A 22,820-nucleotide genomic window follows, 5' to 3' on the forward strand; every position below is an offset into this window, starting at 1 on the left:
AGCACTTGTCTTGTTCTACGTATTCCCAAGTCGCTTACTGGCCAGTAAATACCGGGGGTAACAAGAAACCGGGGAGGCGCAATGACGCGCAACAGACACAGAGTTCGCAGCACGTTCGCGGCCGCCGTCGCGCTGACAGCGGCGCTCGGCGGGATGGCGTTCACCACCAGTCCCGCCACCGCCGCCGGGACGACGGCCGAGCGCGCCGGGGCATCCGTACCCCTGTCGCCCGAGCTGGAGAAGATCCGGGCGGCCGAGGCCACCAAGCTCTACGGCGACCCGGCCGAGCGCCCGCTGGGCGACCGCAAGTCCGGGCTGATCTCGCTGGGCGACAGCGAGATCTCCGGCGAGGGCGTCGGCACCTACGAACCGGGCACCAACGGTCCCGAAAACTGGTGCCACCGCTCGCCCGACGCCGCCATCCACCGCACCGGCATCGCCGCCGACGTCACCTACAACGTCTCCTGCTCGGGCGCGTACTCCGGAAACATCAGGATCGGCGGCTCCAAGCAGTACGCCGACGAGCTCGTCCAGAGCGACAACCTCGCAGTCAAGGCCCGCAACACGAAGATCAAGATGGTGCTGCTCGTCGCGGGGGCCAATGACGACCTCCAGTTCGGGCCCGTCATGACGGACTGCGTCACCCGCTGGCTGCTCATCCAGGGCACCTGTGAGCCCAAGTACCAGCCGGGCTGGCAGGGACGCGTCGACGCGCTCGTCCCCAAGGTCGAGCAGACCCTGCGCGACCTGCGCACCGTCATGCGCGACGCGGGCTACGCCGACAGCGACTACAAGCTGGTCACGATGGGCTACCCCAGCCCCATCGGCCCCGACTTCAAGGACAACCCGCAGTTCCCCGGCAAGATCATCGGTGGTTGCACGGGGTACGACTCCGACTCCGCGTGGGGACGCGACAGCGCCGTCCCGGGCTTCGAGCGTGGCATGCGCACGGCCGCCGCGAACACCGGCGCCGTCTTCCTCGACAACTCGCGCCTCTTCCACGGTCATGAGGTGTGCATGGAGGACACCTGGGCGCGCGGCCTGTACATCGACATCACCAACCCCTTCCCGCCGGACGCCGACTCCGTCCGCCAGTCCTTCCACCCCAACGCGCGAGGCCACGCGGCCTTCGCGTCCTGCCTCACCCAGGTCTACAACTCGGGCCTGCGCGAAGCGGGTTGTGCGGACCCGGCGAGCACCGGAAAGCCTGCACTGTTCGCGGGCGCCTGGGACGACGCGTACAAGCCACTGAAGAACACCGGCACGGGCAGCTGCGTCGACGTACCCGCTTCGACGACCCGCAACGGCACGGCCGTCGGCGGCTGGGACTGCCACGACGGCCGCAACCAGGGCTGGTGGTACGACAGCGCCCAGAAGTCGCTGCGCACCGAACTGACCCACGACCGCTGCCTGGACGTCCCCGGCGCCAAGTACGAGGCGGGGGCCGGGCTGATCCTGTGGAACTGCTCGGGCGCGGCCAACCAGCAGTTCGTGCAGCAGCAGGACACCCTGCGCCCCGCGGCGGCCTCCGGGCTGTGCGTGACCCTCGCGGGCGCGAAGGACCAGCTGAGGCTGCAGCCCTGCACGGGGGCGGCGAACCAGCGCTTCGTCTGAGTGGCCACCGGCCCTCTGTGGAGAGCGTCCACCCGCCCTCTGTGACCCTGTGACCGGAGCTGCCCCCGCGCGCGTGCCGGGCGGGGGCGGCTCCGGTGCGTACGAGTGCCCGGGTCAGGAGGCGCGCACGGTCCTGCGGGCCAGCTCGTAGCCGGGGAGCATCCCGGCGCTCTCCTGGTTGTCCAGCCCGCCGAGCTGGACAATGGCGACCCCGTCCGGTGCGGCGACGGCGAACGCCCGCTTCTGCTGCGGTTCGTCCCAGAGCTCGCTGTCAACGGTGTAACGGACCTCGACGCCCGGGAGGTCACCCGTGTCGATGTCGCGGTAGGTGACCTTCGAGGTCTTCGGTTCGTCCGCCATGAACGCTTCGAGCGCCTTGCGCGGAGTCTTCGCGGGCTTCCCCGTCCAGACCCGGATGAACCCGACGTACCCGGTGGGCTTCGCGTCGATCTCGCAGACCACCTTCACGGTGCCCTGCTCGGTCAGACCGGCGAGAGGGGCGTCGGCGCCGCTCACGGCGATGGCCTTCGGCTTCCAGTCAGGTGCGAGGTCGAAGGACACAGGCATCACGCACGGTGTGCCGGAGCCGCCCAGAGAACGGCCCTTCGGAGTGGCCCCGGTCTCCGACTTCCCGGTCTCCGACTTCTTCGCCGCGGGCTTCGCGCTCCCCGCGTCGGCCCCGGACTCCGCCCCCGAGGAGCAGCCCGCGAGCAGGCCGACCGCCAGCGCCGCCGCGACCATGCCCGTTGTCGAATGGCGCCCTGTACCGCGCACGTTGCAGCCCCCGCCTCAATGAGTGCTCGCCGAGGGCCCGATCGGCCCTCGGCGAGTCAAAGAAGTCAGAGCTTACGGACCGGGATGGAGGTGAACGTCGGGGCGGGTGCCCGCTCCGTGAAGAAGTCGTTGCCCTTGTCGTCGACCACGATGAACGCGGGGAAGTCCTCGACCTCGATCCGCCAGACCGCCTCCATGCCGAGCTCCTCGTACTCGACGACCTCGACCTTCTTGATGCAGTCCAGCGCGAGCCGCGCCGCGGGCCCGCCGATCGAGCCCAGGTAGAAGCCGCCGTGGCTGTCGCACGCGTCCGTGACCTGCTGCGAGCGGTTGCCCTTGGCCAGCATGACCTTCGAGCCGCCCGCCGCCTGGAACTGCTCGACGTAGGAGTCCATGCGCCCGGCGGTCGTCGGGCCGAAGGAACCGGAGGCGTACCCCTCGGGCGTCTTCGCCGGTCCCGCGTAGTACACCGGGTGGTCCTTCAGGTACTGCGGCATCTCCTCGCCCGCGTCGAGCCGCTCCTTGATCTTGGCGTGCGCGAGGTCGCGCGCCACGACGAGCGGCCCGGTCAGCGAGAGCCGGGTCTTGACCGGGTACTTGGTGAGCTCGGCGAGGATGTCGTCCATCGGCCGGCGCAGGTCGACGCGTACGACGTCGCCCTCGTCCAGGTGCTCGTCGGTGGTGTCCGGCAGGAAGCGCGCCGGATCCCGCTCCAGCTGCTCCAGGAAAACGCCCTCGGCGGTGATCTTCGCGACGGCCTGCCGGTCCGCCGAGCAGGACACGGCGATGGCGACGGGCAGCGAGGCCCCGTGCCGCGGCAGCCGCACGACCCGCACGTCGTGGCAGAAGTACTTGCCACCGAACTGCGCGCCGATGCCGATCTTCTGCGTCAGCTCGAAGACCTTCTCCTCCAGCTCCTTGTCACGAAAGCCGTGGCCGGTCGGCGAGCCCTCGGCGGGAAGCTCGTCCAGGTAGTGGGCGGAGGCGTACTTGGCGGTCTTGAGCGCGAACTCGGCCGACGTACCGCCGACGACGATCGCCAGGTGGTACGGCGGGCACGCGGCCGTGCCCAGCGAGCGGATCTTCTCCTCCAGGAACTTCATCATGGAGGCCTCGTTCAGGACGGCCTTCGTCTCCTGGTAGAGGAAAGACTTGTTGGCCGAGCCGCCGCCCTTGGCCATGAAGAGGAACTTGTACGCGCCGCCGTCCGTCGCGTACAGCTCGATCTGGGCCGGCAGGTTCGAGCCGGTGTTCTTCTCGTCCCACATGGTCAGCGGGGCCATCTGGGAGTACCGCAGATTGAGCTTGGTGTACGCGTCGAAGACGCCGTGCGAGAGGGCTTCCTCGTCGCCGCCCTCGGTGAGCACGTTCTGGCCGCGCTTGCCCATGACGATCGCCGTGCCGGTGTCCTGGCACATCGGCAGCACACCCGCCGCCGCGATGTTCGCGTTCTTCAGCAGGTCGAGCGCGACGAACTTGTCGTTGGAGGAGGCCTGCGGGTCGTCGATGATCCGGCGCAGCTGCGCGAGGTGGGCCGGCCGCAGATAGTGCGAGATGTCGTGCATCGCCTCGGCGGCGAGCGTGCGCAGCGCCTCGGGATCGACCTTGAGGAACGTCCGGCCTTCGGCCTCGAAGGTGGAGACGCCCTCTGCGGTCACCAGCCGGTACGGCGTGGTGTCCTCTCCCAGGGGGAGCAGATCGGAGTAGGCGAACGCCGGGCTGGGCGGGCGGGAGACAGGGGACATTACGGCCATTCCTCACTCGGCGACGGCAACTGGCCTCCGTTGGCGCAGCGCGCCTACCAGCGTAAGGCGCCCCCGGGGCGGCGAGCGGGTGAGGTAAGGCTCAGTTGGTCTCCGGTATATCGCAGTGGGGGCTAGTCGCGATCTATCGCGTCTGGGTACGCTGGGTGGGTGGACCTCGAGAAGCGCCCCCAGCAGCCGGCCGCCCCCGCGATGCCCGCGGAGCCGGCGGCCCCCGCCATCCGCGCCTCCGACGCGGACCGCGACCGGATCGCGGACATCCTGCGCGAGGCGATGGCCGTGGGCAGGCTGACGGCCGACGAGCACGCCGACCGCATCGACGCCGTGTACCGCGCCAAGACCGTCGCCGAGCTCGAACCGCTGGTGCGGGACCTGCCCGTGCCGGACGGCCGCGGCGGGGCCTCGTCGGCGCCGTACGCCCCGGACGATTCACCGGGCCCGGTCACCGCCGAGAATCTGGTCGCGATCTTCAGCAGCTCGACCCGCAAGGGCCGTTGGCGCATCGGCCGCAAGACCAACGTCTTCTCGCTCTTCGGCAGCGTCGAGATCGACCTCACCGAGGCGCTCTTCGGGCAGCGGACGACCGTGATCAATGCGACCGCGATTTTCGGCAGCGTCGAGGTGCGGGTCCCGGAGAACATCTCGCTGCGCGGCAGCGGCACCGGCATCCTGGGGAGTTTTGAGGTCGACACCCTCGAAGCCCACGACCCGCAGGCGCCCGTGGTGGTGATCAACGGGTTCTCCGTACTGGGCAGTATCGAGGCAAAACCCAAGCGCGGTAAGCGCATTACGGATCTTCACCATCGCATGCGCAAACACTTTGGCGCCTGACGTCCTTCGAAACTCAGTGCATAGGCGCGCGCACAGCGGGTAGGGACTGCTTCATCGTCGCTCGCTCCCGAAGTCGTCGTCAGGAGTAGACCGTGCTGCATCCGCCGCATCAGTCCTTGCAGGTCGCCGCCGTCCCGTCACAGCGTGCACCAGCGCGGGATCAGGCTGGCCCCTGGCATTCGGAGGCGGTGTGCCGCCGGGACGAAGCCGGGCTGTTCTTCGCCCCCTCCAAGGAGCCGACGGCCGCGAGGCTGGCCCGGGAGGAAGCTGCGAAGAGGGTCTGCGCGCGATGCCCGGTGATGGTCGAGTGCCGGGAGCACGCGCTGCTCCAGCCCGAGCCGTACGGCGTGTGGGGCGGACTGACCGCGGCGGAGCGCCGGGTGGTGCTGGCCCGGCGCAGGCGGCGCGAAATAGAGCTCGGCAACCTCGGCGGCGCGGCCCCGGCCGAAGAGCGGATCGCCGCCGCGGGCTGACCGGCCCTGCTGAACCGGCCCGCTGTCGGGGCTCGTTGTCCGGGCCGTAGTTCCGGCCCGCCGTTCAGGCCTGCCGATCCCAGCCCGCCGTTCCAGGCCCGTGCCCGGTTTCGTGCCGCGTACGGCCCGGTGTCGCGCCCGGTCTCGTATCGCGTACGAGAAAGGGGCGCCCCCGCTGCACAACGGGGCCGCCCCTTTCTCGTACGCCGTGCTGGTACCGCTCGCTCCGCCTGCCCGCTACTTCCCGCGGTCGAAGTCGATGGCGCTGTAGGCGCGCAGCTTCGAAAGCCGGTGCGTGGAGTCGATCTGGCGGATCGTGCCCGACTTGGAGCGCATCACCAGGGACTGGGTAGTGGCGGTCTCGGCGCGGTAGCGGACGCCGCGCAGCAGCTCGCCGTCGGTGATGCCGGTGGCGACGAAGAACACGTTGTCGCCGCTGACCAGGTCGTTCGTGTGCAGCACACGGTCGAGGTCGTGCCCCGCGTCGAGCGCACGCTGGCGCTCCGCCGCGTCCTTGGGCCACAGCTTGCCCTGGATCGTGCCGCCGAGGCACTTGATCGCGCAGGCCGAGATGATGCCCTCGGGCGTGCCGCCGATGCCCATCAGCAGGTCGACACCGGTGCCTTCGCGCACCGCCATGACCGAGCCCGCGACGTCGCCGTCGGAGATGAACTTGATGCGCGCGCCCGTCTCGCGGATCTCCTTGACGATGCCCTCGTGACGGGGGCGGTCGAGGATCATCACGGTGACGTCTTCGGGGGTGGAGTGCTTGGCCTTGGCCACCCGGCGGATGTTGACCGAGACCGGGGCGTTGATGTCGACGAAGTCGGCTGCCTCGGGCCCGGTGACGAGCTTGTCCATGTAGAAGACCGCGGACGGGTCGAACATGGTGCCGCGGTCCGCGGCGGCGAGAACGGCGATGGCGTTCGGCATGCCCTTGGCGTTCAGCGTCGTACCGTCGATCGGGTCGACGGCGATGTCGACCTCCGCGCCGGTGCCGTCGCCGACCCGCTCCCCGTTGAAGAGCATGGGGGCTTCGTCCTTCTCGCCCTCGCCGATGACGACGATGCCGTTCATCGAGACGGTCGAGACAAGGGTCCGCATGGCCTTCACCGCAGCGCCGTCCGCGCCGATCTTGTCACCGCGGCCGACCCACCGCCCGGCGGCCATGGCAGCGGCCTCGGTGACCCGGACGAGCTCCAGGGCCAGGTTGCGGTCGGGAGCCTCGGACGAGACTTCGAGCTGAGACGGGAGATGGTGCTCGGTCATCGGAGCGCACCTTTCTGTACGGCGACGGCCGGAAAAGAGGGTGCTGCGACTCTATCGGTACGTCGACAAAATGAGCAGAGCGGGTCACGTATGAGCGCCGTACCGTGATCCGCGACCCCTGGAGCGGGCGCCCGCGCCGCATGGGGGACGATGGAGGGGTGGCAGGTACGAAGGGCAAGCAGACGGTCCGGGACATGGTGCTTTCGATGGCGGTGATCGGAGCCGTCGTCGCGAGTATCTACGTCTTCATCCCGCACGACGAGAAGAAGGACCCGACCCGCACGGTCGACTACCGGGTCGAACTCATCACCGCGAGGCGCGCCGCACCGTACCCCGTGGCGGCCCCGGTGGGCCTGCCCGGGACCTGGCGGCCGACGTCCGTCTCGTACCGGGGGCAGGACGAGGACGCCTGGCACCTGGGCTTCCTGGACCCGGACGACGAGTACGTCGCGGTCGAGCAGTCGAGCGGTCCCGTCGAGCGCTTCGTGCGGACGGTCAGCCAGCAGGCGACGAAGACGGAGCGGACCCAGCAGGTCGGCGCGGAGAGCTGGCAGCGCTGGGAGGGCCCGAAGTACGACGCGCTGGTGCGCGCCGAAAAGGGCGTGACGACCGTGGTCACCGGCACTGCCTCGCACGAGCGGCTGGTGAAGATGGCTGCCGCGCTGGAGGAGAAGAAGTCCTGACCCGACGCACGTACGACGATGCCGCCGCACCTTCTCGGGTGCGGCGGCATCGTCGTACGTGCGGGGCTGGTCCCCGCGGGACTCAGACGGTCGTGATGACCTCGTCGTAGGTCAGACGCGGGGAGCGCGGGAACCAGGCGTCGTCGCCCGGCTTGCCGATGTTGACGACCATCAGCGGGGTGTGGTCGTCGTCCAGGAACTCCTTCTGGACACCGGCGAAGTCGAAGCCGGTCATCGGGCCGGCGGACAGGCCGGCGGCGCGGACGCCGACGATGAAGTACGCGGCCTGCAGGGCGGCGTTGAGGCCGGCGGCCTGCTCGCGGGCCGGGCGCTCCGTGAAGAACACGTCCTTGGCCTGCGGGAAGTGCGGGAACAGCGCCGGGAGCTCCTGGTGGAACTCGTTGTCCGCGGCGAGGATCGCGACCAGCGGGGCGGTGGCGGTCTTGGGCCGGTTGCCCTCGGCCATGTGCGAGACCAGGCGCTCACGCGCTTCGGCCGAGCGGACCAGGACGACGCGCAGCGGCGACTGGTTGAACGCGGTCGGCCCGTACTTGACCAGGTCGTAGATCGCCTGGACCTGCTCCTCGGTCACCGGCTCGTCGGTGAACGTGTTGGCGGTGCGGGCCTGACGGAAAAGGAGGTCCTGGGCGGCGGGGTCAAGAACGAGAGACATGCGACTTACCTTCCGGACGTGCAAGGGGTTCAAGCGATGCACTCACGGTAGGAGGTTTTATATTAAGTTTCAACTAAAGCTGGATCTTCGTGATGTGTTTCACACGCCTAAGGACTTTCCGGGCGGATCGGGACTCTTGACGCCCCCAGCTGTCCGGCCGCCCGGCTCAGGACTGCTCCGACGACTCCGCCGGGTCCGCCAGCGCCGCGTCCAGGCGGGCCCGCGCACCCTCCAGCCAGTGGCGGCAGATCTTCGCCAGCTCCTCGCCCCGCTCCCACAGGGTCAGTGAGTCCTCCAGCGTCGTGCCGCCCGCCTCCAGGCGGCGTACGACATCGATCAGCTCGTCCCTGGCCTGCTCATAGCCCAGTGCCGCCGTCGCCGCGGCCTCGTCCGTCTTCGCCATGTGATCCACCCTATGCATCGGCTGTCCCTCCCCAGGAGGGCTCGCTCGTCCGTCCCCTGCCCGCCGCGCGACCCGGAGGCCCCGCGCGCGGCCCTCACCCGGTGGCTGTGTCCGCCACCCGCACCATGAACTCGCCCTCCGCGACCCGGGCCCGCAGCTCCTGCTCCGGGGCCACGTCGTCCGCCGAGCGCACCACCGCACCGTCCGCCGTCTGCAGCACGGCGTACCCGCGCTCCAGCGTCGCGGCCGGCGACAGCGCCACCACCCGCGCCCGGGTGTGCGAAAGCTCGGAGTCGGCGCGGTCCAGGAGATGCCCGAGCGTGCGGCGGCTGCGCGCGAGCAGCGCCTCGATCTCGTCCTCGCGCTCCTCCACCATCCGCTGCGGGCGCTCCATAACCGGCCTGGCCAGCGCGTGCGCCAGGCCCCGCTCCTCGCGGTCGATCAGCCCCTGCACCGTCCGCAGGGCCCGGTCCCGCAGCTGCTGCACGCGGTCCAGCTCCTCCCCGACATCCGGCACGACCTTCTTCGCCGCGTCCGTCGGCGTCGACGCCCGCAGGTCCGCCACCAGGTCGAGCAGCGGCGAGTCCGGCTCGTGCCCGATCGCGGACACCACTGGTGTACGACATCCGGCCACGGTCCGTACGAGCTGCTCGTCGGAGAACGGCAGCAGGTCCTCGACGCTGCCGCCGCCGCGCGCCACGATGATCACGTCGACGTCCGCCAGCTCGTCGAGCTCCTTGACCGCCCGGACGACCTGAGCCACCGCGTGCACACCCTGCACCGCCACATTGCGCACCTCGAAGCGCACGGCCGGCCAGCGACGGCGCGCGTTCTCCAGGACGTCGCGCTCGGCGGCCGACGCCCGTCCGGTGACCAGGCCGACGCGCTGCGGAAGGAAGGGCAGCGGACGCTTGCGGTCCAGGGCGAACAGCCCCTCGCCGGCGAGGGCCTTCTTCAGCTGCTCCAGCCGGGCGAGCAGCTCGCCGATGCCCACCGGCTTTATTTCGGTGGCCCGCAGCGAGAGCTGACCGCGCGGCGCGTACCACTCGGGCTTGGCGTGCACGATGACGCGCGCGCCCTCCGACACGACGTCCGCGATGGCGTCGAAGACCTGGCGGTAGCACGTCACCGCCACCGAGATGTCGTGGGAAGGGTCCCGCAGAGTCAGAAAGACGACCCCGGCGCCGGGCCTGCGCGACAGCTGCGTGATCTGCCCCTCGACCCACACCGCTCCGAGCCGGTCGATCCACCCGCCGATGAGGCGCGAGACCTCACCGACGGGCAGCGGCGCTTCCGCAGACGTATTGAGAGCCATGTACGCAGGCTAGCCGCCGGTACTGACACCGAGGTCGTCCCCGCGGCCGTCCCCGCGGCCGGCCTCGCCGCCGTCCCTGCGGCCGGCCCGGCGACCGCGCTGGACGGCGAGCACCACAAGGCCCGCCAGCAGCCATACCGCGCCGACCAGTTGCGCCGTACGCGAGGCCTCCACGATCACCGCGATCGCCACCACCGCGCCCAGCACCGGCAGCAACACGTGCCGCCACCACACCGGTGGTCCGTCCATCTTCCGTACCGCGAACCAGCTCACCACCGACGCGTGCAGCAGCACGAACGCGGTCAGCGCCCCGATGTCGACCACCGACACCAGGTGGTCCATGCCGTCGTCGCGCCGGGCCGCCCACACCGCGGCGACCAGCGTCACAACGGCCGCGAGCAGCAGCGCCAGCCTCGGTACGCGCGACTTCGCGTCGATCTTCGCCAGCGCGCGCGGCAGCCGCCGCTCCCGCGCCATCGCGAACAGCAGCCGGCCGGCCGCGGCCTGCCCGGCCAGCGCCGCGAACGCCGCACCGATCGCCTTGCTGACCGCCACCAGGTCGTGCAGCCAGCTCCCGGCCGCCGAGTCCACCGTGTCGTAGAACGCGGTGCCCTGGAGCCCCGGATCGGCGGCCAGCTCGGCCGCTGTCATCGGCGCCAGGAGCGAGGCCAGATAGGTCTGCGCCACGAACAGCACACCCGCGAGCACCAGACAGAACAGCACCGCCCGAGCCACCCGCTCCGAGCCGCCCGTCACCTCCTCCGCGAACGACGCGATCGCGTCGAAGCCGAGGTACGACAGCACCGCCACCGACACCGCCCCGAGGACCGCCGCCATCGAGAAGGACCCCATCGACCCGTCACCGGTCAGCGGCGACAGCCAGCCGCGCCGCGCGCCGTCCTGCACGAGCACCACGACCGCGGCGACCACGAAGATCACCAGCACCACGATCTCCAGCGCCAGCACGGCGAAGCCGACCCGGGCAGCCGCCCGTACCCCCCACATGTTCAGCGCGGTCGTCACCAGGACCGCGATCGCCGTCCACACCCACTGCGAAACGGACGGCACGAGCGCGTGCATCGCGATTCCCGAGAACAGATACGCGACGGCGGGGATCAGCAGGTAGTCGAGCATCGCCATCCAGCCCGCGATGAAGCCGGGCCCCTCGCCGAGCGCCTTCCTCGCGTACGCGAAGACCGAACCCGCCTGGGGGACCACCCGGACCATCTGCGCGTAACTGAAAGCGGTGAAAGCCATCGCGACCGTCGCGACCAGATAGACCAGGGCCACCGCACCGTGCGACTTCGCGGCGAGGGTCCCGAACACCCCGACAGGGGCCATCGGGGCGATGAAGAGCAGCCCGTAGACCACAAGATCACGAAAGCCGAGACTGCGTCGCAGCCCCGTCGTCTCACCTTGGGGTGTGGACATCGCGCCTCCGTACATAGGACGTACATGGGGACGTGCATGGGGCGTGCACAGGGCGTGCAGGGGGCCGGACCGTGGAGCCGGGTCCCATCTTGACCACAGAGGCGATCTCTGGCTTGGCAGGCACGGCCTTACGATGGGAAACATGACTGCTACTGCCGCCCGAGCCCGTCGTGTCCTGCTCGCCGCACCCCGCGGCTACTGCGCGGGCGTGGACCGTGCCGTGATCGCCGTGGAGAAGGCTCTGGAGCAGTACGGAGCCCCGATTTATGTGCGCCACGAGATCGTCCACAACAAGTACGTCGTACAGACCCTGGAGCGGAAGGGCGCGATCTTCGTCGAGCGGACGGACGAGGTCCCCGAGGGATCGATCGTGATGTTCTCCGCGCACGGCGTCGCGCCGACCGTCCACGCGGAGGCCGCCGAGCGCAAGCTCGCGACCATCGACGCGACCTGCCCGCTGGTCACCAAGGTCCACAAGGAAGCCGTCCGCTACGCCCAGGACGACTACGACATCCTCCTCATCGGCCACGAGGGCCACGAGGAAGTCATCGGCACCTCGGGAGAGGCCCCGGACCACATCACGCTGGTCGACGGCCCCGACGACGTCGCCAACATCACCGTCCGCGACGAGTCCAAGGTCGTCTGGCTCTCCCAGACCACGCTCTCCGTGGACGAGACGATGGAGACGGTCGACGCGATCAAGAGCAAGTTCCCGAACCTGCTCTCGCCGCCGAGCGACGACATCTGCTATGCCACGCAGAACCGCCAGATCGCGGTGAAGAAGCTGAGCGAGGACGCCGAGCTGGTCATCGTCGTCGGCTCCAAGAACTCCTCGAACTCCATCCGCATGGTCGAGGTCGCCCTCGACGCGGGCGCCGCCGCCGCGCACCTGGTCGACTTCGCCGACGAGGTCGACGAGGCCTGGCTGGAAGGTGTCACCACAGTCGGCCTGACCTCCGGCGCCTCGGTCCCCGACGTGCTGGTCGACGGGGTGCTGGAGTGGCTGGCCGAGCGCGGCTACGGCGACGTGGAGACGGTCAAGACCGCCGACGAGTCGATCACCTTCTCGCTTCCCAAGGAGCTCCGCCGCGACCTGCGTGCGGAGGCCGCGGGTCTCTCGGAGAAGTGACCTCGGTCGGCAGATGATGGCCGGCAGCACGGGGGGTGGTGTCCGGTGGCACGGGGGAGTGGTGTCCGGTGGCACGGGCAAGTGATGGCCGGGTGGCACGGAGAAAGTGACCGTCCGGCGCGCGGGCGGGTGGCCTTCGGCTCCCCGGGAAGTGACCTCGGGCTTCGCCGGGCAAGTGACCTCGGGCGTCGGCGGGAAGTGTCTGTCCGTCGCGTCACTGTCTGCGCCACACCGTAACGTTGGCTTCATGAACGTCTTCGGTGTGGACATCGGTGGTTCGGGCATCAAGGGTGCCCCCGTGGATCTGGAGCGGGGCGACCTCGCCGAACCGCGGCACAAAGTGCTGACCCCGCAGCCGGCCGCGCCCGACGCGGTGGCTGACTGCGTGAAAGAGGTCGTCGACCACTTCGGCTGGTCGGGCCCGGTCGGAGTCACCTTCCCCGGTGTGGTCACCGGCGGCGTCACCAGGACCGCGGCCAATGTCGACAAGGGCTGGGTGGACCTGGACGCCGGCGCCCTGCTCGGCGAGCGCCTCGGGCTGCCCGTCACCGTCCTCAACGACGCGGACGCCGCCGGGGTCGCCGAGATGACCTTCGGCGCGGGCAAGGACCGCAAGGGCACGGTCTTCCTGCTCACGTTCGGCACCGGCATCGGCAGCGCGCTCTTCCGCGACGGCGCCCTGGTGCCCAACACGGAGCTCGGGCACCTGGAGCTGCACGGCCACGACGCGGAGAAGCACGCGTCGACGAAGGCCAAGGAGGACGAGGACCTGAGCTGGCAGCACTGGGCGCACCGGGTGCAGAAGTATCTGGCGCACGTCGAGATGCTGTTCTCGCCGGAGCTGTTCGTCATCGGCGGCGGGGTCAGCCGCAAGGCCGACCGGTTCATCCCGCTGATCGAGGACATCCGCGCCGAGATCGTCCCCGCGCAGCTGCAGAACAACGCGGGGATCGTGGGCGCCGCGATGGCGGCGGCGAAGACCGCGACACCGGCCTAGAGCCGGGATTCCGGCCCGGAGGGGGTGCTCCGGACCGGAGCCGGGTTTCCCGCATCGGAGCCGGGCCGGCAGCCGGTCCTACAGGGCGTCCTGCTTGCCCGGCCTGCGGCCACGGGTGGCACTCGCCGTCAGTGCCTGCCGACGCCGCCCCATCAGCCGCACCTTGCGTACGGTCGCGATGAGCCCGGCGACGAGCGTGCCGCCGTACAGCCAGCCCGCGTGCACGGCGAGCGCGGTGACGACGGCCATGATGCGGCTGCCGAGCCCGCTCGCGCCGCCCGCGATCGGCGCCATCCCGATGGCGAAGGCGATCGGCACCACGATCGGCGCGCTCACCAGGTCAGCGGGCCGCACCCACAGCGCGGTCAGGGCGCTGACCGGCAGGAACAGCAGTCCGTACGCGAGCGGCGAGCCGTCCAGCAGTAGCCAGTCCAGACCGCCGAGCACCAGCATCGTCGCCGCGGCGAACAGCCCGCTGCCGAGCCCGGTCAGCCGCGGATTCGGCAGTCTCCGCAGCGCGAGGATGACGGGCGGGACGGCCCGGCCCGGCCGGGATGCCGCCCGGTAGACACGTGCGGAACCGGAGGGGGCCGCGGCCTCGGCGGGACCGACCGACGGAAGCAGGGGCGTCTGCGGCCGCTGCTGGTGACGAGGGGTACGAGTCCTGGGTTGCTCCACGTGGACAACGTAGGTCGCAAGGCGGCAGGAATCAGGCGCAGGACACGCCCTTTGGGCGACCTTGGCTCTGAGTTCGACGCCGGGTCCCGGGCCCGGCCGGCCTCATCCGGACTCCCGGCGCGGGCCCGCCGGGCCCGCCCGTAAACTGGGGGATCGGTCCGCCCGGGTCCGCACGGGCCCGGCGGCGGACCGGCACCGCACAAGCCGCACCCCGCTCCCCGCTCCTCATCCTCACTTCAGGAAGTCGCCAACGTGTCGCTCACGATCGGAATCGTCGGTCTGCCGAATGTCGGCAAGTCGACCCTGTTCAACGCCCTGACCAAGAACGACGTGCTGGCGGCCAACTACCCGTTCGCCACGATCGAGCCGAACGTCGGCGTCGTCGGTGTCCCCGACCCGCGGCTGGCCGTGCTCGCGAAGATCTTCGGCTCGCAGAAGGTCCTCCCGGCGACCGTCGACTTCGTCGACATCGCGGGCATCGTGCGCGGCGCGTCGGAGGGTGAGGGCCTGGGCAACAAGTTCCTGGCGACCATCCGTGAGTCCGACGCGATCTGCCAGGTCATCCGTGCCTTCAAGGACGAGAACGTCGTGCACGTCGACGGCAAGGTCTCGCCCAAGGACGACATCGAGACGATCAACACCGAGCTGATCCTCGCCGACCTCCAGTCCGTCGAGAAGGCCGTCCCGCGCCTGACGAAGGAGTCGCGCCTCCAGAAGGAGAAGATCGCGGTCCTCGCCGCGGTCGACGAGGCGCAGAAGATCCTGGAGACGGGCACCACGCTCTTCGCGGCGGGCATCACGGCCGACACGGAGAAGGGCCGCCTCCTCCACGAGCTGCACCTGCTCACGACGAAGCCGTTCCTGTACGCGTTCAACGTCGACGAGGACGAGCTGGTCGACGAGGACTTCAAGAACGAGCAGCGCGCGCTCGTCGCCCCTGCCGAGGCGATCTTCCTCAACGCGAAGATCGAGTCCGAGCTCATCGAGCTCGACGACGAGGAGGCGCTCGAACTCCTCCAGTCGATGGGCCAGGAAGAGCCCGGCCTGGCCACCCTCGGCCGCGTCGGCTTCGACATCCTGGGCCTCCAGACCTACCTGACGGCAGGCCCCAAGGAGACCCGCGCCTGGACCATCAAGAAGGGCGCCACGGCCCCCGAGGCGGCCGGTGTGATCCACACCGACTTCCAGAAGGGCTTCATCAAGGCCGAGGTCATCTCCTTCGCCGACCTGGTCGAGACCGGCTCGGTCGCCGAGGCCCGCGCGAAGGGCAAGGCCCGCATGGAGGGCAAGGAGTACGTCATGCAGGACGGCGATGTGGTGGAGTTCCGCTTCAATGTGTAGTGGGTGACATAGCACCACGTCACCGATCTGGCAAACATGCAGGTCAAGAAGGGTCCGACTCCCCGGAGTCGGGCCCTTTGGTTTTTCCCGTGCTGGATAGGTGCTGGATAATCTGATCCCCCGTCACCTGTCATCACCCCTCGTCACCCGCACCGTGCTGGATTGGTGCTGGATGCGGGCGCGGTTCCGGAGGCTCCTGCGGTGAGTCCCTTGGGGAAGGGCAAGCGGGTACGGTCGAACGATCCATCCACACATTTCCTTCACGGCCCCGAAGTCGTTCGCGGAAACAAACCTGCACTCGCTCGGCGTTGACGATCTCTGAGCCGAGGAGGGAAGGTGTCGGGCCTGAAGCTGTTCAACACAAAAGGCGGCGTGACCGAGGTCACGCCGCGTCTTGCTGACGTCGAGGCGGATGTGCAGGGCCTCGTCGAGGCGCACATGGAGACGCTGCTGGGCGTCCGGTTCTTGGCGAGCGAGTACAGCACCGGGCCGGTTTGACTCTCCTCCCGAGGGTTCCTCAAGCGCACCGAAGCGTGGTCTCGCCGCAGCGTGCGCCTGACCTGGGGGTCTATCCGTCCCACGCGAGAGGTTGTCCATCCCGATGGAATCTCACGATTCTTGAGATAGTATCGTCCAGTCCGATCAGTTGGCCAAATGGTCGAGCTGGAGGTTTCGTGTCCCTGGCGATCGTGCGAGACCTGCGTCCGGAACTGCGCTTGACGACGCCGGAGGAGCTCGCGGCCTTCGAGCAGGACCTGTTGTCCGAGTTCGTGCTCGCCCGGGCTTCGGCCGGTGTCAGTGACGGGACGGTCGCCGGCGATGTCGGCGTGATCGTCGAAGTGCGCTCATGGTTCACGCGCCCGCTGTGGGAGATGGAACCTCGCGATCTGGACCGGTTCTTCGGTCGACATCAACAGGGCTTGGCTCATGGCACGAAGGTCCACAAGGCGCACTCTCTCAGCGTGTACTTCGAGTTCCTTGAACTACGGCACAAGCCCGCCATCCACAGGGCAACCGGCTATGTCGTCGAGTCGCCGTTGGATGAGATCAACCGGCCCCGTGGATCGACCCTGTCCCGGTTGCGGGTTCCGCCGCCGCTCGGGGAGGTCGAGCATCTGTTCTCGGCTTGGCGTGACGAGGTGCCGCAGGCGCGTAAACCGTTGTCGATCGTCCGGAGTTACACCGCGATGAGGCTGGCGAGTCTGATAGGTCCCCGGGTCTCGGAGCTGTGCCTGGCGAACGTCGACGACATCCACTGGGAGCTCGGCCAGTTCGGAAAGATTCTTCTGCGGGGCAAGGGGAGGCGCGGCAAGAAGAAGGAACGGCTCGTCCCGCTGATCAACGGGAGCCGTTCGCTGCTGGAGTGGTGGGTCGACGGCCCCCGCTGGCAGTACGACGATCGGGTGGATGAGCCAGAGGCGCCGTTGTTCCCCTCGGAGCGGCGGGCCGCGGACGGCTCGAGCCTGCGGGTGGATACCGACACGCTCCGCCTGCATCTGAAGAAGATGGTCGCCCAGCACCTTCCTTCGCAGGCAGGCAAGCTGACGCCGCACACGCTTCGGCACTTCGCTGCCTCGGAGCTCTACCGTCAGGGCATGGATGTGGTGGCGATCCAAGAGCTGCTTGGCCACAAGTGGATCAACACCACCATGATCTACGTACACGTCAACCAGACTCATGTCGAGGACGCGTGGGTCCGTGCGGGTGAGCGTGGACGGGCGCGATTCGGAGGAGCGTCATGAAGTGGAACCTGCGGATGACCGCGGCCAAGCGGGACATCTGGAAGTCCTCCGAACTCCAGCGCATGCTGGCCGACGCGGGCTTGGTGATCAGTGCTGGCAAGATGTCCAACCTGTGGGCCGGCCAGCCGGTGACGATCCGCCTGGACGATCTCGACGTGATCTGCGAGGTGCTGCAATGCGAGCCCAGCGATCTGCTTGTCCGTGAGCCCGAGGAGGCCCGCGCGAAACGACCGGAGCAGGATGAGAGCAGGGCGGCCATCCGTCCCGCTGTTGGTGAGAACCGTCGTCGGAGCGGCGGCGGCCCGGCCTCCCGCAACTTGATGCCGCCGTTGTGACGAAGGAAGCGAAGGCCAAGGGGCTTGGGACGCCTGAGAGTTGCGAGGTCTGCATGGCCTGGGGCCTGCACCCTAACCCGGGCGGCGCGAAGATCCTCTGCTATGCGTGCAGGGCATGGTGGTACAAGTACCCTGCCGACTCGTGCGGCACGTGTGGCGCGACCGTCCCCCTGCGTGACGGAGTCTGCCGGGCCTGCCGTCACCAGGCCGCATTCGTCGCCGGCCGTATCAAGGTCCCGTCAGCCGGCCACGGGGCCCGGTTGGACCTCACGGTCGCAGCTGAAACCGGGCACCAGACGTTTCTCGCTGACCTGATCAAATGGAATCGGCGCCACCACCTCACCGCAAGAACAGCACAGGTTCCTGAGTTGCCGAGCGAGACGACGCACAGACACCCCCTGCTGCTGAAGCCGCCCGAGAGCATCCAGCTCACGCTCTTCGAGCCGGTCCGGGACTTCCGGCGCTATCGGAACCCGAACGGCTCGAAGGGGCGCTCCTGGACAGGATTCACCCCGGCAGATCCCGGATATGCGGACTTCCTCGTCGATCGGGCCAGGGACGTCGCGGTGGTACGGGGCTGGAACCGCTGCACCATCAAGCGCGTGAAGTGCGGATTGATGATCCTCTCGGCCCTGCACCAGCCTTTCGAAAGGATCAAAGCCACCACGGTGCACGCACTCTCCCGGGACATCGATGTTCCCGCAGTCCATCTCATCGACATGCTCAACGATCTCGACATCCTGCTCGACGACGCACCCGACCCCCTCGAACAACTGGTCAGAGCTCACCTCGCAAGGCTTCCCGAGCAGATACGCGTCGAGGTGACCGCCTACTTCGACGTCCTCCGCAACGGAGCCCCTCGCCGTCGCCCCAGGTCGCCTCACACAGTTGACATCCACCTGCGGCTGATCGTCCCGTTCACTGCCGAGTACTGTGCCCCCCGATACTCGACATTGAGGCAGGTCACCCCCGAGGACATCACTGACTGGCTGGCCAAACGGAACAACGTCCAGCGCGAAATCGTCGCGCTCCGGGACATGTTCAAGACGCTCAAGTCACAGCGGCTGATCTTCGCCGACCCAGCCCGACGCATCAGGCCCGGCAACACCCTCGTCAACTCGCCCACACCGGTCGCGGGAGACCAACTCAAACAAGTGGCCAGAGCCGCGGCTGAGAGCCCGGCCCTCCTGGCCGTCGTCGCCCTTGCCGGCATCCACGCCCTCTTCCCGCACGAGATCAGAATGCTCCAAGACTCCGACATCGAGCTGAGCACCGGGCGCCTCCGGCGGGGCGAGGTCAGCCGGCCCCTCGACGACTTCACCGCCGAAGCCATCCGCAAGTACCGGCGCTACCGTGACGCCCGCTGGCCGGACTCGGCAAACCCTCATCTCCTCCTCACCCAGCAGACAGCCAAGAGGAAGAGTCCAGTCAGCGACTTCTGGCTCAAGCGCCTGTTCAAGGGGCTGCCCGCCACGGTCGACAGCCTCCGCCAGGACCGGGTCCTCGAAGAAGCGATCGCCGCCGGACCCGATCCCCTCCGCATCTCCACCATGTTCGACCTCAGCGCCCAGGCCAGCTTGCGCTACACCCGCGCGGCCAGCCCGGCAGGCACCGAAACGACGACCGGGTAACCTGCGAACCCACGGTCAGAGAGCCTCCAAATCCCCCAACAGCACCTACAGTTCAGATTTCGATACCTTCAGAAATCGTGAACTCGCGGGGATTCGACGGCGGGCGGATCGACTCGCTCGGTCTTGACGAGAACGGGTCGCCGGTCATCGTGGAGTACAAGCGCGGCGTCGACGCTGGCGTCATCAACCAGGGCTTGTTCTACCTCTCGTGGCTGATGGACCACCGGGCCGAGTTCGAGCACCTGGTTCGCGACCGGCTCGGGGTGACGGCCGCGGCCCAGGTGCTCTGGAGCGGCCCGCGCCTGATCTGTATCGCCGGCGACTTCACGCGCTACGACGTGCACGCAGTGCGTGAGCACCGTCGCAGTATCGACCTGGTTCGCTACTGCCTCTTCGGCAACGATCTGCTCGGCCTTGAGGCTGTGGCGTCCGTCAGCGGCGGTACACCGGTAGCGCGGCGGGCGCGTCGGCCCATCGCCGTACCGGCGGCAGACGGCGGCGAGGCCACCCCGATGGCCGAGTTGGCAGCCGTGGTCGACGAGGTACTTCGTGGTCTCGGGGACGGTGTGAACCGTGTCCAGCGCAAGCACTACCGGGCGTATCAGCGGCTGAGGAACTTCGCGTGCGTCTGCCCGCCTCAGCGGAGCAAGCTTCTCGTCTACCTCAAGGCTGACCCGAAACAGGTCGATCTCGTGCCTGGCTTCACCCGGGACGTGACGGGGCTTGGCCACCTCGGAACGGGCGACCTTGAGGTGCAGTTGCGCGCCCCGAGGGACGTGGAGCGTGCCGAGGCTCTGTTCCTTGCGAGCTACGCAGCGGCGTGAACGGTTGACCGTCTTGGCGGTTTGCGTGTGGGCTGCGGTCGTCTGGGAGCGCCTTTCGACGTATGGGCAGGGCGTGGCGGTGGACTATCAATGATGCCCAGGGTTGGCGGTTTGGCTAACCGGCAACCCTGGGCTACGTTGCGCCGCCGCGCAAGAACCGTCTGTCCGTGCGGCGTGTGGCTCGGTAGCCCCAAGGGAGGGTGAGGGCGGGGATTGAGTCGAGATCTGCCCCGCCGTCAAAATGGTGCTGCGGTTCTAGACCGCAGGAGTGTTGGCCTGCCCTGATCAGGCCGAACTCGTCCCCCTTGCCGTGGTGGTGCTGCGGACGATGCCGCAGTACGAACGGGAGGATGGAACGATATTGAGCTAAACATATGTCCGTGGTGGTGTGCGGCTCGGTAGCCGCAAAGAAGCGCGAGGCCGAGAATCAGGCCGATATCTGCCCCGTCGCCTGAACCCGGATCCACCGGCTTGATTTTGGATTGATCGTTTCGGGGGTGTGCAGGCCGCGTCGAGGCTGAGCTGTGGATTCGGGCATGGGGTGGCCGCTGGTCTGTCCAGCTCTTCCACTTGTCCACAGGTCTCGGGCCCTTTCGGGCAGGTCGGTCAGGGAGCGTCAGAGGGCTGGTGGCGCATGCACCGTGCTGAAGAGCTGGGTGAAGTCCCCGCTCCAGGGCCAGCGTTCGGGCAGGTGCAGGGTGAGGCGGCGGGCCGAGCGGGCCAGGCGGGCGGGCACGCTGATCAGGTGGTCACGGATGGTGGCGGTGGTCGCTCTGGCATGGAACGTTCCGGCCAGGGTGCCGGCGGCGCGGGTCAGGTTGTGCGCCACGGCTGCCAGTGCGAGCCACGCGGCATTGGCCTGGAAATGCCCGGACGGCGCGTGGGCGAAGGCGCTGTTCTTGACATCCGCGATCACCTGCTCGACGACAGCGTGCCGACGGTGATCGGCTTCGGCGTCCTTCAAGGAGAGCGGGGAGTCGGTGAATGCGGCGTGGTAGCGCCAGGTGTCGAAGAGCGTGCCCTGCCCTGCAGGGACGGCGCCATGGCCCAGGCGCTTGACGCGGCGCACGATCAGACGGGCGGCGACCTGCTGCTTCTTCGGCTTGGAAGTGAACGCGGTGTAGGAGACCTCGGCAATCTCAGCGTCCGAGATCCAGCACTGGCCCTCCTCGTCCCAGACCGCTTGGGGATATTTGATCGGCGTCCACGCGTCCTCGTTGATGCGGGCGATCGCGGCCTTGACGGAGGTGTTCATCCGAGCCGTGACCGAGAAACGGGCGCCCAGCGTCCGGCAGGCATTGATGACGTCCGCGCCGTAGAACGCGGAGTCCGTCCGTACCACCAGCAGGCCGCTCGCGCCGCAGGCGCGGGCGGTACGGATGTTCTCGGCCACGAAAGCTGCCGCCCCGCGCGCGGAGTTCGAGGGTCCCATGCGCAGCCTCGTGGCGGCGATCACCGGGGCGGACAGGGGTGTGGAGACAATGCCGAGCAGTGCGTTCAGGCCCTTGACCTTGCTGTATCCGTATCCGGCGCCCTGCTTGGCGTAGCCGTAGGTGCGGCGGATGGTGTCATCGACATCCACGTAGGCGACCTGGTCCGCGCCGGGCAGCAGCGGGGCGTGACGGGCCAGTTTGGGCAGCAACCGGCGGGCCACGGCGTGCAGTTGCTTCACATGCCCGTGCGTGAAGGAACGCAGAAACGACCCCAGCGTGGACGGGGCCCGCACTCCGGAGAACAGGCGGCCCATCGCACCGTGCCGCAGCCGGTCCATGTCATCGATGCTGTCGGCGCCCGCGACCATGCCGCCCACCAGCGACATCAGTTTCGCCGCGGGGAAGGCGCCGGTGCCGTCCTTCGAGCGCGGCAGCCTGATGAGATCATCGGCCAGAGTCGGCAGACCACACCGCTCGGCCAGCCGGATCACCGGCTCCAGCCCGCCGTACGCGACCAGATTCGGATCGTCGAACACGGATGAGACCGCCGCCGCGGCATGGGAAGATTGCATCTCGGAAGTGCCTTGCCGATCGTGCCTGATGTGGTCCTAGAGAAACCCCATCATCGCAGGTCACAAGGCACTTCTTTATTTCCGGAGAAACTATCCACAGGTATCAAGCCGGTGGATCCGGGCTGAATGGTGCTGCGGTTCTAGACCGCAGAGGTGTGCTCGTCTCGGTAGACGGCGGCGATGACGTTTAGCGTGCCGAGATGGTGCTGCGGCTGTGGCCGCAGAGGTGGCAGACGAAGCATATCCACTGCGCCTTCATATTCCTGCAACCGGGATGGTGCTGAGCTTTTCGCCTCAGGGCCTGCTGGTACTCAGATTCGCAGTTAAAACCGGCTGCGTGCCGACGAGGTTCAGTCCCGGCGATCAGTAGCCGGTCGGGCACCATGTCGGCGCGGTGCTATGGCCCGCGACACAGCGGCGAAACGTTTCCTGCTTGGCTCGGTGGACCAAGTCGCGGCCGTGATGGTGCTGTGGTGCATAACCACAGAGACGAGCCCAGGTCGATGGTGACGAACCGTAGGTAGTCGGCGCCATGGTGGTGCTGCGGTTCGAGATTGCAGAAGCAGTGCTGCCCGGCCGTGACCAAGCCTCCATCGTCTCCCTTGCTGTGATGGTGCTGCGATAAATGATTCGCAGGATATCGACTAACTGTTCGTCGACGATACTCACAAGTACAAGCCCAGATGGTGCTGCGGCTCGGAACCGCAGAGGTAAAACATTGTTGAGGAGACCCAGTGGGGGATCTACCAGCCGTGGTGGTGATGTGAGCCGGTTCGAGCCCACAGAGACGGCCGCGGCGGTAGGCGAGCACGCTGACCAGGGTGACGCCGTGATGGTGCTGTGGCGCTGAACCGCAAGGATAGCGGCGTGGGCGCCGCTGTACGTGGGCGACGAGATGCAGCCGTGGTG

At 68.4% G+C, this 22,820-nt stretch carries 21 protein-coding genes; 12 read left to right on the plus strand and 9 right to left on the minus strand.

All coding sequences use genetic code 11. The features are described 5' to 3' along the window. Positions 1 to 81: 81 nt before the first annotated feature. Positions 82 to 1,614: a ricin-type beta-trefoil lectin domain protein gene (locus tag ACLLJJ_RS25600; protein ID WP_434595765.1), complete on the plus strand. Its 1,533-nt coding sequence runs from the start codon at positions 82 to 84 to the stop codon at positions 1,612 to 1,614. A gap of 114 nt (positions 1,615 to 1,728) precedes the next feature. Here the strand turns inward: ACLLJJ_RS25600 and ACLLJJ_RS25605 are convergent, their stop codons facing one another. Beyond that, the gene (locus ACLLJJ_RS25605) at positions 1,729 to 2,388 is read right to left on the minus strand and encodes a lipoprotein (protein ID WP_434595767.1); all 660 of its coding nucleotides are present in this window, start codon (positions 2,386 to 2,388) and stop codon (positions 1,729 to 1,731) included. A gap of 65 nt (positions 2,389 to 2,453) precedes the next feature. Next, positions 2,454 to 4,133, minus strand: a complete 1,680-nt coding sequence (locus ACLLJJ_RS25610) for a fumarate hydratase (RefSeq protein WP_434595769.1) — start codon at positions 4,131 to 4,133, stop codon at positions 2,454 to 2,456. Between the two features lie 168 nt (positions 4,134 to 4,301). Here ACLLJJ_RS25610 and ACLLJJ_RS25615 point away from each other — a divergent pair, with 168 nt between their 5' ends. Together ACLLJJ_RS25615 and ACLLJJ_RS25620 are read left to right on the plus strand one after the other, a co-directional pair. Beyond that, on the plus strand, positions 4,302 to 4,982 hold the full coding sequence (locus ACLLJJ_RS25615; RefSeq protein ID WP_434595770.1) for a DUF1707 SHOCT-like domain-containing protein: 681 nt from the start codon (positions 4,302 to 4,304) through the stop codon (positions 4,980 to 4,982). A 92-nt stretch (positions 4,983 to 5,074) separates the two neighbouring features. Next, positions 5,075 to 5,455, plus strand: coding sequence for a WhiB family transcriptional regulator (locus ACLLJJ_RS25620; RefSeq protein WP_434595772.1), 381 nt, complete (start codon positions 5,075 to 5,077; stop codon positions 5,453 to 5,455). Positions 5,456 to 5,692: 237 nt separating this feature from the next. On the opposite strand, the gene glpX is transcribed toward ACLLJJ_RS25620, so the two are convergent. After that, positions 5,693 to 6,724: a class II fructose-bisphosphatase gene (glpX, locus tag ACLLJJ_RS25625; protein ID WP_434595774.1), complete on the minus strand. Its 1,032-nt coding sequence runs from the start codon at positions 6,722 to 6,724 to the stop codon at positions 5,693 to 5,695. A gap of 158 nt (positions 6,725 to 6,882) precedes the next feature. On the opposite strand from glpX, the gene ACLLJJ_RS25630 reads away from it, so the two are divergent. Further along, entirely contained in the window at positions 6,883 to 7,407 is a 525-nt protein-coding gene (locus ACLLJJ_RS25630; protein WP_434595776.1) for a DUF4245 domain-containing protein, read from the plus strand. A gap of 82 nt (positions 7,408 to 7,489) precedes the next feature. Here the strand turns inward: ACLLJJ_RS25630 and ACLLJJ_RS25635 are convergent, their stop codons facing one another. The 4 genes from ACLLJJ_RS25635 to ACLLJJ_RS25650 all read right to left on the minus strand — a co-directional run bounded on the left by ACLLJJ_RS25635 (position 7,490) and on the right by ACLLJJ_RS25650 (position 11,229). Then, entirely contained in the window at positions 7,490 to 8,080 is a 591-nt protein-coding gene (locus ACLLJJ_RS25635) for a malonic semialdehyde reductase (RefSeq protein WP_434595778.1), read from the minus strand. A gap of 166 nt (positions 8,081 to 8,246) precedes the next feature. Beyond that, positions 8,247 to 8,483: an exodeoxyribonuclease VII small subunit gene (locus ACLLJJ_RS25640; protein ID WP_434595780.1), complete on the minus strand. Its 237-nt coding sequence runs from the start codon at positions 8,481 to 8,483 to the stop codon at positions 8,247 to 8,249. A gap of 94 nt (positions 8,484 to 8,577) precedes the next feature. After that, on the minus strand, positions 8,578 to 9,798 hold the full coding sequence (gene xseA / locus ACLLJJ_RS25645) for an exodeoxyribonuclease VII large subunit (protein ID WP_434595782.1): 1,221 nt from the start codon (positions 9,796 to 9,798) through the stop codon (positions 8,578 to 8,580). A 9-nt stretch (positions 9,799 to 9,807) separates the two neighbouring features. Beyond that, complete coding sequence (locus tag ACLLJJ_RS25650; protein ID WP_434595784.1) at positions 9,808 to 11,229, minus strand: APC family permease; 1,422 nt, start codon at positions 11,227 to 11,229, stop codon at positions 9,808 to 9,810. 133 nt (positions 11,230 to 11,362) lie between these two features. On the opposite strand from ACLLJJ_RS25650, the gene ACLLJJ_RS25655 reads away from it, so the two are divergent. Together ACLLJJ_RS25655 and ppgK are read left to right on the plus strand one after the other, a co-directional pair. Then, positions 11,363 to 12,358, plus strand: a complete 996-nt coding sequence (locus tag ACLLJJ_RS25655) for a 4-hydroxy-3-methylbut-2-enyl diphosphate reductase (protein WP_434595786.1) — start codon at positions 11,363 to 11,365, stop codon at positions 12,356 to 12,358. 247 nt (positions 12,359 to 12,605) lie between these two features. Continuing rightward, positions 12,606 to 13,355, plus strand: a complete 750-nt coding sequence (gene ppgK / locus ACLLJJ_RS25660) for a polyphosphate--glucose phosphotransferase (protein ID WP_434595788.1) — start codon at positions 12,606 to 12,608, stop codon at positions 13,353 to 13,355. 78 nt (positions 13,356 to 13,433) lie between these two features. Here ppgK and ACLLJJ_RS25665 read toward each other — a convergent pair whose 3' ends face one another. After that, positions 13,434 to 14,033 carry a DUF6542 domain-containing protein gene (locus tag ACLLJJ_RS25665; RefSeq protein ID WP_434595790.1) on the minus strand — a complete coding sequence of 200 codons (600 nt, stop codon included), beginning with the start codon at positions 14,031 to 14,033 and terminating at the stop codon, positions 13,434 to 13,436. A 252-nt stretch (positions 14,034 to 14,285) separates the two neighbouring features. Here ACLLJJ_RS25665 and ychF point away from each other — a divergent pair, with 252 nt between their 5' ends. From ychF to ACLLJJ_RS25695, 6 genes are all read left to right on the plus strand, one after another. After that, the gene (ychF, locus tag ACLLJJ_RS25670) at positions 14,286 to 15,374 is read left to right on the plus strand and encodes a redox-regulated ATPase YchF (RefSeq protein ID WP_434595792.1); all 1,089 of its coding nucleotides are present in this window, start codon (positions 14,286 to 14,288) and stop codon (positions 15,372 to 15,374) included. 336 nt (positions 15,375 to 15,710) lie between these two features. Next, on the plus strand, positions 15,711 to 15,872 hold the full coding sequence (locus ACLLJJ_RS25675) for a hypothetical protein (protein WP_434600699.1): 162 nt from the start codon (positions 15,711 to 15,713) through the stop codon (positions 15,870 to 15,872). 176 nt (positions 15,873 to 16,048) lie between these two features. Next, positions 16,049 to 17,116, plus strand: a complete 1,068-nt coding sequence (locus ACLLJJ_RS25680) for a tyrosine-type recombinase/integrase (protein WP_434595794.1) — start codon at positions 16,049 to 16,051, stop codon at positions 17,114 to 17,116. Continuing rightward, positions 17,113 to 17,451, plus strand: a complete 339-nt coding sequence (locus tag ACLLJJ_RS25685; protein WP_434595796.1) for a helix-turn-helix domain-containing protein — start codon at positions 17,113 to 17,115, stop codon at positions 17,449 to 17,451. The genes ACLLJJ_RS25680 and ACLLJJ_RS25685 overlap by 4 nt, the downstream gene beginning before the upstream one ends. A 368-nt stretch (positions 17,452 to 17,819) precedes the next feature. Continuing rightward, on the plus strand, positions 17,820 to 19,082 hold the full coding sequence (locus ACLLJJ_RS25690; protein WP_434595798.1) for a hypothetical protein: 1,263 nt from the start codon (positions 17,820 to 17,822) through the stop codon (positions 19,080 to 19,082). Between the two features lie 77 nt (positions 19,083 to 19,159). After that, entirely contained in the window at positions 19,160 to 19,906 is a 747-nt protein-coding gene (locus ACLLJJ_RS25695; protein ID WP_434595800.1) for a DUF5655 domain-containing protein, read from the plus strand. 616 nt (positions 19,907 to 20,522) lie between these two features. Here ACLLJJ_RS25695 and ACLLJJ_RS25700 read toward each other — a convergent pair. Next, on the minus strand, positions 20,523 to 21,911 hold the full coding sequence (locus ACLLJJ_RS25700; protein WP_434588954.1) for an IS1380 family transposase: 1,389 nt from the start codon (positions 21,909 to 21,911) through the stop codon (positions 20,523 to 20,525). Positions 21,912 to 22,820 lie beyond the last annotated feature (909 nt).

Source organism: Streptomyces sp. A5-4, from assembly GCF_051131715.1.
Lineage (GTDB): Bacteria > Actinomycetota > Actinomycetes > Streptomycetales > Streptomycetaceae > Streptomyces.